The sequence below is a fragment of the Pseudomonas cyclaminis genome (assembly GCF_015163715.1).
In the GTDB taxonomy this organism is placed as follows: Bacteria; Pseudomonadota; Gammaproteobacteria; order Pseudomonadales; family Pseudomonadaceae; genus Aquipseudomonas; species Aquipseudomonas cyclaminis.
Window position 1 is genome coordinate 1 of sequence record NZ_JADDUM010000349.1, and the last position, 8558, is coordinate 8558.

The 8558-nt window shown below is 62.3% G+C and carries 5 protein-coding genes and 2 pseudogenes; all 7 read right to left on the reverse strand.

The features are described from left to right. Positions 1-479: pseudogene (locus IQK56_RS30215) on the reverse strand (SPOR domain-containing protein); the annotation flags it as partial. Beyond that, positions 463-1770, reverse strand: a complete 1308-nt coding sequence (folC, locus tag IQK56_RS30220) for a bifunctional tetrahydrofolate synthase/dihydrofolate synthase (protein WP_193864142.1) — start codon at positions 1768-1770, stop codon at positions 463-465. The gene folC and the pseudogene IQK56_RS30215, both read right to left, overlap by 17 nt. After that, positions 1767-2687: an acetyl-CoA carboxylase, carboxyltransferase subunit beta gene (gene accD / locus IQK56_RS30225; RefSeq protein WP_099584002.1), complete on the reverse strand. Its 921-nt coding sequence runs from the start codon at positions 2685-2687 to the stop codon at positions 1767-1769. Before accD ends, folC begins: the two co-directional genes overlap by 4 nt. Positions 2688-2930: 243 nt before the next feature. Then, a complete protein-coding gene (locus tag IQK56_RS30230; RefSeq protein ID WP_193864143.1) occupies positions 2931-3551 on the reverse strand; it encodes a phosphoribosylanthranilate isomerase in 621 nt (206 codons plus the stop codon). 63 nt (positions 3552-3614) lie between these two features. Beyond that, positions 3615-4439: a tRNA pseudouridine(38-40) synthase TruA gene (gene truA, locus IQK56_RS30235; RefSeq protein WP_099584004.1), complete on the reverse strand. Its 825-nt coding sequence runs from the start codon at positions 4437-4439 to the stop codon at positions 3615-3617. Positions 4440-4648: 209 nt separating this feature from the next. After that, a pseudogene (locus IQK56_RS30240) lies at positions 4649-7236 on the reverse strand (FimV/HubP family polar landmark protein). A 162-nt stretch (positions 7237-7398) separates the two neighbouring features. Then, positions 7399-8409: an aspartate-semialdehyde dehydrogenase gene (locus tag IQK56_RS30245; RefSeq protein WP_122307581.1), complete on the reverse strand. Its 1011-nt coding sequence runs from the start codon at positions 8407-8409 to the stop codon at positions 7399-7401. Positions 8410-8558: the final 149 nt, after the last annotated feature.

Here is an 8558-nt window from a genome sequence, read left to right on the forward strand (position 1 = left end):
CTGCAAGGCATCGGCACCCTCGCGATTGCCCAGGCTGGCCACCTGGATCGACCAACTGATCGGCAGGCCATTCGGGTCGATGCGGCTCTGACCCACGTCCGGCTTGCCCGGCGCCGCGGGTTGCGGCGCCACCGGCTTGGGCGCAGGCACCGGCGCGGCAGGCTTGGCGGCCACGACAGGCGCCCGGGAGCGGGGCTTGACCACAGGCACGCTCGGCTGCACAGGCGTGGACGCGCTGCAATCTCTTCATCCACAGGCACAGGCTCTTCCTCGGGCAAGGCCTGAGGCTCAGGCACCACCACCGGTTCAACCTGTACCTGCGGCAGCGCCGGCGCCTCGGGCGCAGCCGGGGCCTCGACCACTACCTGGCGCTGTTCGTCCTGACGGGAAAACAGCATCGGCAGGAAAATCACCGCCAATGCCACCAGCACCAGGGCACCGACCATTCGCTGCTTGTATGCGCTATCCAGTAATGCCATGTGCAGCTTCCTCCGTGGAGCGCCGGGCCAACCACTCAAGCGCCTCGGCAACACAATAAAATGATCCGAACAACAGAATCTCGTCCTCGGCCGTCGCCACCGCGCACTGCGCCTCCAGGGCAGCAGTTACGCTTGCATACGACGTCACGGGCGCACCAAGGTTCTGCAACGCGACTTCAAGCTCAACAGCCGGACGGCTGCGCGGCGAATCCAGCGGCGCCACCGCCCACGTCTGGACATTGCCCAGCAACGGCGCAACCACACCACCAAGATCCTTGTCGGCGAGCAAGCCAAAGACGGCAAGGCGGCGCCCCGCCGGCGGCGTGCGCGCCAGGCGTTGCGCCAGGTACTCGGCCGCATGGGGGTTATGACCCACATCCAGCAGCAGGTTGAGTCGCTTGCCTTGCCACTCGAAAGCACGACGATCCAAACGCCCCACCATACGGGTCGCCAGCAATGTCGCGGCAATCTGCCCAGCCTGCCAAGGCAGATCCAGCAGCAGATAGGCTTGCAGCGCCAGCGCGGCGTTTTCCATCGGCAGGTTCAGCAGCGGCAGGTCGCGCAGCTCTACAACCTGGCCACGGGCATCTCGTCCGCGCCACTGCCAATGCTGCCCACCGATTTCAAGATTAAATTCGCGCCCACGCAGGAAGAACGGGCAGTCCAGCTCGCGCACCTTGTCGAGCAAGGGTTGCGGTGGATCAATGTCACCACACAATGCAGGCTTGCCCTGACGGAAAATTCCGGCCTTTTCGTAGGACACCGACTCACGGGTATCACCCAAATAGTCAGCATGGTCCACGCCAATGCTGGTAACCAACGCCAGGTCAGCATCCACCACGTTGACCGTGTCGAGGCGCCCACCCAAGCCAACTTCCAGAACGACCACATCCAACCGCGCACGCTCGAACAGCCAGAACGCCGCCAGGGTGCCCATCTCGAAATAAGTCAGGGAGGTCTCGCCCCGCCCCGCATCCAGTGCGGCGAAGGCTTCGCAGAGCTGCTCATCAGTGGCTTCGACGCCATTGAGCTGCACCCGCTCGTTATAGCGCAACAGGTGCGGTGAGCTGTAAACACCCACCTTCAGCCCCTGGGCTTGCAGCAGCGCGGCGACAAAGGCGCAGGTAGAGCCTTTGCCGTTGGTGCCGGTCACCGTGATCACACGCGGTGCCGGCCGGCCCAACCCGAGGCGGGCCGCTACCTGTTGCGAGCGCTCCAGGCCCATGTCGATGGCGGAAGGATGCAACTGCTCAAGGTAGGCGAGCCATTCGCCCAGGGTACGTTGGGTCATAGGTTCGCAGGCACCGGCGGCACGACGATCGGCTCGACTTTAGGCGCGACGTACACCGGCGTCGGCAGGCCCATCATTTGCGCCAGCAGGTTACCCAGACGCGGACGCAGTTCGCCACGCGGGATGATCAGGTCGATTGCGCCGTGCTCCAGCAGGAACTCGCTGCGCTGGAAACCTTCCGGCAGTTTTTCGCGAACGGTCTGCTCGATCACGCGTGGACCGGCAAAGCCGATCAGGGCCTTCGGCTCGCCGACGATCACATCGCCCAGCATTGCCAGGCTGGCGGACACGCCACCGTAGACCGGGTCAGTCAGCACGGAGATGAACGGAATGCCTTCTTCACGCAGACGCGCCAGCACCGCTGAGGTCTTGGCCATTTGCATCAGGGAGATCAGGGCTTCCTGCATACGCGCACCACCGGAGGCGGCGAAGCAGATCATCGGGCAACGGTTTTCCAGGGCGTAGTTGGCAGCGCGCACAAAACGCTCACCGACGATGGCCCCCATGGAGCCGCCCATGAAGGAGAACTCGAACGCCGAGACCACAACCGGCATGCCCAGCAGCTTGCCGCTGATGGAGATCAGTGCGTCTTTCTCACCGGTCTGCTTTTGCGCGCCGGTCAGGCGATCCTTGTACTTCTTGCCGTCGCGGAACTTGAGACGGTCCACCGGTTCCAGGTCAGCGCCCAGCTCGTTACGGCCGTCGGCGTCCAGGAAGATGTCGATGCGGGCGCGGGCGCCGATACGCATGTGGTGGTTGCACTTGGGGCAAACGTCCAGGGTCTTTTCCAGCTCCGGACGGTACAGGACCGCGTCGCAGGATGGGCATTTGTGCCACAGACCTTCAGGAACCGAGCTTTTTTTCACCTCGGAACGCATGATCGAAGGGATCAGTTTGTCTACTAACCAGTTGCTCATGCTTTCTTTCTCCAGTACCGGTGGCTTGAACACAGCCCCGCGTATGCCCTTGAGCTAAATTCATATGTGGCGATGACGCCAGCTGGACGGGGTCAGACGTTCGACCTGCCATTTCCAGCCTGCACCCTCAGCCTTCCAGACAACCTGCCCGTGCAGGTTTGCCACTTCATTTCCGGGCCACCTCAGGCGGCACCGGGCTGTTTTACACAGTGGTAGTTATGGACGGCGGCGGACTGCCAGCCGTCACATCCCGCGCACCGCCTGCATAAATGCGCGGATCTTGTCGTGATCCTTGATGCCCTTGCCCTGCTCCACCCCACCGCTGACGTCCACGGCATACGGGCGAACCTGCTCGATGGCCGCCGCGACATTCGCGGGGCTGAGCCCACCGGCCAGAATGATCGGCTTGCTCAGTCCCTCAGGGATCAGCGACCAATCGAATGCTTCGCCGGTACCACCGGGTACGCCTTCGACATAGGTATCCAGCAAGATCCCGCGTGCGCCACCATAAGCGGCACACGCACCGGCGATATCGTCCCCGGCCTTGACGCGCAGCGCCTTGATGTACGGGCGCTGGTAGCTTTCACATTCATCCGGGGTTTCGTCGCCGTGAAACTGCAACATGTCCAGCGGTACGGCGTCCAGGGTTTCATTGAGTTCGCAACGACTGGCATTGACGAACAAACCCACGGTGGTCACGAAGGGCGGCAATGCGGCGATGATTGCCCGCGCCTGCAACACATTCACCGCCCGCGGGCTCCTGGCATAAAACACGAAACCAATGGCATCCGCCCCCGCATCGACTGCCGCCAGCGCATCTTCTATGCGGGTAATCCCGCAAATCTTGCTGCGAACGACGGACATAGCGCAGAAACCCCAGGGTTGGACCGAGAAAGTCCCGGATGGTAACAAAAGCTTTTCCGGGCGTCAGCCGCCAAGTTCGCTGAAACCCGTGAGGAAGTGTGGCCCGATAAATCGCTGGGGCAGTTCGAACTCGTCGCGATACTCCACATCCACCAGATACAGGCCAAATGGATGCGCCGTCACCCCGCCGGTCCGGCGAACCCTGCTCTCCAGCACTTCCTTCGCCCACTCGACCGGGCGTTCGCCGGTACCGATGGTCATCAGCACACCTGCGATATTGCGCACCATATGGTGCAGGAAAGCGCCGGCGCGGATATCCAGCACGATCATCTTGCCGTGACGGGTCACCCGCAGGTGATGGACTTCCTTGATCGGCGACTTGGCCTGGCACTGACCGGCCCGGAACGCACTGAAATCATGCACCCCCACCAGATGCTGCGCGGCCTCGGCCATGCGCTCGGCGTCCAGCGGGCGATGGTTCCAGGTGATTTCTTCGTTAAGGTGCGCCGGGCGGATCTGGTCGTTGTAGATCACATAGCGGTAACGCCGGGCGATGGCCTTGAAGCGCGCATGAAAATGCGCCGGCATGACCTTGGCCCAACTGACGCTGACGTCATGGGGCAAATTGATATTGGCGCCCATCACCCAAGCCTTCATGGTCCGCTCGGCCTGGGTATCGAAGTGCACCACCTGGCCACAGGCATGCACCCCTGCGTCGGTACGCCCGGCGCACATCAACGACACCGGCGAATCGGCGACTTTGGACAGGGCCTTTTCCAGGGTTTCCTGCACCGTCAGCACACCCGACGCCTGGCGCTGCCAGCCGCGATAGCGCGAACCTTTGTATTCAACGCCCAGGGCGATGCGGTAAAAGCCTGCGGCCGCCATTTCGGCGGCTGCGTTATCTATATTTGCCAAGAACTGAGAGCCTGATGAGTTGCGCAAAGGCGCCCATTATAAATGCGGCAGCCGTGTGGCGGGCGCTTTTATGCAGGAGGGGGCCTGCTCCCGATAGCTGTGGGTCAGCAACTACCTGTGCTGAATGACCCGGCGCTATCGGGGGCAAGCCCCCTCCCACACGTGTGTTGCATCAACCTTCAAATTCTACCGAGCATTTCCTTGGCCTCGCCGCGCTGAATCTCATCGCCTTCGGTGAGCACTTCGGAAAGGATATCCCGCGCTCCGTCCGCATCGCCCATGTCGATATAGGCTTGGGCCAGGTCCAGCTTGGTAGCGACCTCATTGGTGCCGGACAGGAAGTCGAACTCAGGCTCATCACCGCCAAGCGCCGCATCTTCAGCCGTGAAAGAAGGCTCGATGGTGGGATGCTCCAGGCTCTGGGACAGGCGATCCAGCTCGGCGTTGACATCGTCCAGCTCCGAGGCGAAAGCATCAGGCTTGGCCGCGGCTTGCGGCTCGTCCGCCAGGGACAGATCAAAATCTTCCGGCAGATCGAAGTCATCCACCGCTGCTGGCGTCAGCGTAGGCGGTTCGACAGCTGGAACGTCGTTCATCTGATCTTCAAGGCCAGACAGGAAGTCATCGTCGGACTGCGTTGACGACGGCGCATCCAACTGCAGGTCCAGGTCAAAGTCAGACAGGTCATCCGAGGCTGGCTGGGCGGCGGTTTGCTCTTTCAGAAGCGACTCGAACGTCTGTTGATCGTCCTTGATCTCGGCCGGCGAGGCAGCCTCCAGATCGTCCAGGCTCAAATCAAAATCACTGTCAAAAGCCTCTGGTTCTGGTGCAGCCGGCTTGTCTTCGAGCAGATCCTTGACGTACTGAGCATCCAGTGCCGCCGCCGCAACCGCCGCACTGACTCCAGCCGCCAATACGGCCATCGCCGGGAAGCGCGCCTTGAGCTGCTCGACCTGGGCATGGTTTTCACCATTGGCCACGAGTTGACGCTCCTGGGTCACGAAGCCGTCCTTGTCGCTTTGCAGGCCATAGACTTCCATCAGCTTCAAACGCAAGTCGCTGCGCTTGGGCTCGTGCTTGATCGCTTGCTCCAACACATCGGCGGCCTGGTTCAGGTGGCCACGGTCGATATGGGACTGGGCTTGCGCCAGGGCATCGTTGGCATTCTGCGGGGCCACGGCAACGGCCAACGGCGCGAGCACGGAGGCGACTGTTGGCACAACCACGGCAGGCTCAACCACTGGCGAGGGTGCCGGAGCGGCGGCCAGCTTGACGTTCGGCGGCGGCACCTCAAGGCCCTCGAAACTGTCCGACGGCAGGTCGTGTTCGATATCCGAGGTGAATTCCGGCTCTTCGGCCAGCGCCCGCGCCATGCGCAGGTGCTTTTCCTCTTCGCGACGGGCATTGCGATGGCGCGCCCACAGCAGCAGGAGCAACAAGACCACCAGGCCCGCTGCCCCCCCAATAACAGAGAGCACAACCGGGTTGGTCAGCAGGTCGTTGAACTTGCCTTCCGGGGCCTCGGCGTCAGTGGCGGCGACCGGTTTGGCCGCTTCCGGCGCGGGTGCCGGAGCGTCCGGTGCCGGCGTTGGCGTAGCAACCTGTGCGGCGGGTGCTGCCGGATTGGTCGCCGGGTCGCCGGCCAGCTGTGCAGGCATCGCCGCTGCTGTGGCCGCTGTCGCCTGTGCAGCCGGATCGCCTTTCTCCGCCTGCAGGCGGGCCAGTTGATCGTTCTTCAGTTGAATCAGCTTTTGCAGTTTATCCAGCTGGCTTTGCAGGTCCGCCGCACGACTCTTGAGTTCGTCGTTATCACGGCGCGTGGTGTCCAGTTGCTCCTGGGTCATCGCCAGCTTGTCGCTCAGGCCCTGGGTGTCGCCGGCTTTACCCTTGCCGCCCTTCTTGGCGGCATCGGCCGAGACCAGGCTCAAATTGTCCTGGGCATTGGTGGTCGAGGGTGCATTACCGACCTGGGTACGCTTGGTGGCGTCCAGTTGTTGCTTGCCTGCGGCCTGATTGGAGGCCGTGCGACGCCCCTGGCGCCAGGCATCATTCTGCGCCCGTACTTCGGCAATCGCCTGGGGTTGCGGCAGGGCGGTGCTTTGTACGGTGTCCGGCAGGCGCAGCACCTGGCCGGTTTTCAAGCGGTTGATATTGCCGTCGATAAAGGCGCCGGGGTTCAGCGCCTGAATGGCCAGCATGGTCTGCTGCACCGAGCCGCCATTGCGGTGCTTCTCGGCGATTTCCCAGAGTGTGTCGCGAGAGGTCGTGGTGTGCTGGGCCGACTTGCTCGCGGCGGGCGCGGCGCTTGCAGGTGCGCCCAGGCGTGTGGCTGGCGCCGCTGCGGCCGGGGCTGGGGCAGACTGGTCAAACTTGGCCGGGTCGAGCAACACGCTGTAGTCGCGCATCAACCTGCCGTTTGGCCATTGCACCTGCAGCAGGAAACGTACGTAGGAATCAGGCAGCGGCTTGCTGGAGGTGACACGCACCACGCTGCGACCGTTGGGGTTGATCACCGGGGTAAACGTCAGGTCATTGAGGAATGCCTGGCGATCGACGCCAGCATCTACAAACGCCTGGGAGGACGCCAGGCTAGGCGTGATCTCGGACGCGGTGAGGCCGCCGACATCGAGCAATTCGATTTCCACCGACAAGGGCTGTTCAACTTCGACTTGAGGGTCATTTCCCCCAGCTGCAGCGCCTGCGCCATACCGGAGGACAGCGCCGAGGCGGCCGCTATTGCTAACACCAGTTTGCGAACTTGAACCATAGCCTCATCCTTTGTCTGAACACTCCCCGGCCTGCGAGAAGGTTGGTAACCGCTTGCCATAAGGCATGGCGAGCCGATAGGTTACCGACACGCTTCTGTTGCACTTCGGACCAAGCATAGCGCCTGGCTAGAATCAATCTACAAATTGACGCCAAGTATCTTTTACGCAAGGCCTTTTATCAACAACTGCGCCAGTTGCACCGCGTTAAGTGCGGCACCTTTGCGTACGTTATCTGACGTCAGCCACAGATTTAGTTCCGCCGGGTCGTCCACGCCAGCACGAACCCGGCCGACATAGACCACATCCTGGCCTACCGCATCGCCCACTGCCGTCGGGTAATCGCCCTCCTCCACAAGCTCTACACCCGCAGCAGCGTCGAGGGCAAGATTGACCGCAGCCAGGTCGACAGGCGCGGCCAATTGCAACGACACCGTCAGGCTATCGCCAAAAAACACCGGAGCTTGAACGCAGGTTGCTGAAATCTTTAGTGACGGTAATTCAAGCACTGCACGCAGTTCGTGTACGAGACGCTTCTCCAAGGCTGTATGACCTTGCGCATCTGGCGTACCGACTTGCGCCAACAGGTTGAAGGCCATTTGCCGGTCGAAAAACTTCGGCTCCAGCGGGCGTACGTTCAACAACTCGGCGGTCTGACGGGCCAGTTCGCTCACGGCTTCGCGCCCTTGAGCAGACACCGCCAGGTTGGCCGTGACGCTGACACGCTGGATATCCAGCAAGCCACGCAACGGCGCCAGCACCACCGCAAGGTTAGTCGCGGACGGGCTTGGGCTGCCGAGCTGGAACGGTTTTTTCAATCCCTTCAGGACATGGGCATTGGCTTCCGGCACCACCTGTGGCGCCTGCTCGGCGGGCAAGGCACCGGACAGATCGATCACCGAACAGCCGGCTGCCGTTGCACGCGGCGCGAAACTCAGAGTGACGGCGGGGCCGGCGGCGAAGAACGCCAGTTGCACCTTGCTGAAATCGAACTCATCAACCTCCTTGACCCGCACGTTCTTGCCGCGAAATGGCACCGAGGCACCGGCGGAATTATTGCCGGCCAGCAGGTACAGCGTGCCCACCGGGAATGCCAGTTCTTCGAGAATCTGCACCAGGGTTTCGCCAACAGTACCGGTGGCGCCGATCACGGCGATTTCAAAGGTCTGGGTCATGGGGGCTGCCTCGGGCATTGCGGGGGGAGCGGCACTTTACCGGGTGGCTGAGGGTGAGGCAATTAAGCCGGGTTTTATGGTGTGGCTGATGGCCCTATCGGGGGCAAGCCCCCTCCCACATTTGATCTGCGAACACATTCAAGTGTGGG

Bases quoted from the DNA above. Each gene is read 5' to 3' on its own strand.
- folC (WP_193864142.1), bottom strand. From the start codon at position 1,770: ATGACCCAACGTACCCTGGGCGAATGGCTCGCCTACCTTGAGCAGTTG.
- accD (WP_099584002.1), bottom strand. From the start codon at position 2,687: ATGAGCAACTGGTTAGTAGACAAACTGATCCCTTCGATCATGCGTTCC.
- IQK56_RS30230 (WP_193864143.1), bottom strand. From the start codon at position 3,551: ATGTCCGTCGTTCGCAGCAAGATTTGCGGGATTACCCGCATAGAAGAT.
- truA (WP_099584004.1), bottom strand. From the start codon at position 4,439: ATGGCGGCCGCAGGCTTTTACCGCATCGCCCTGGGCGTTGAATACAAA.
- IQK56_RS30245 (WP_122307581.1), bottom strand. From the start codon at position 8,409: ATGACCCAGACCTTTGAAATCGCCGTGATCGGCGCCACCGGTACTGTT.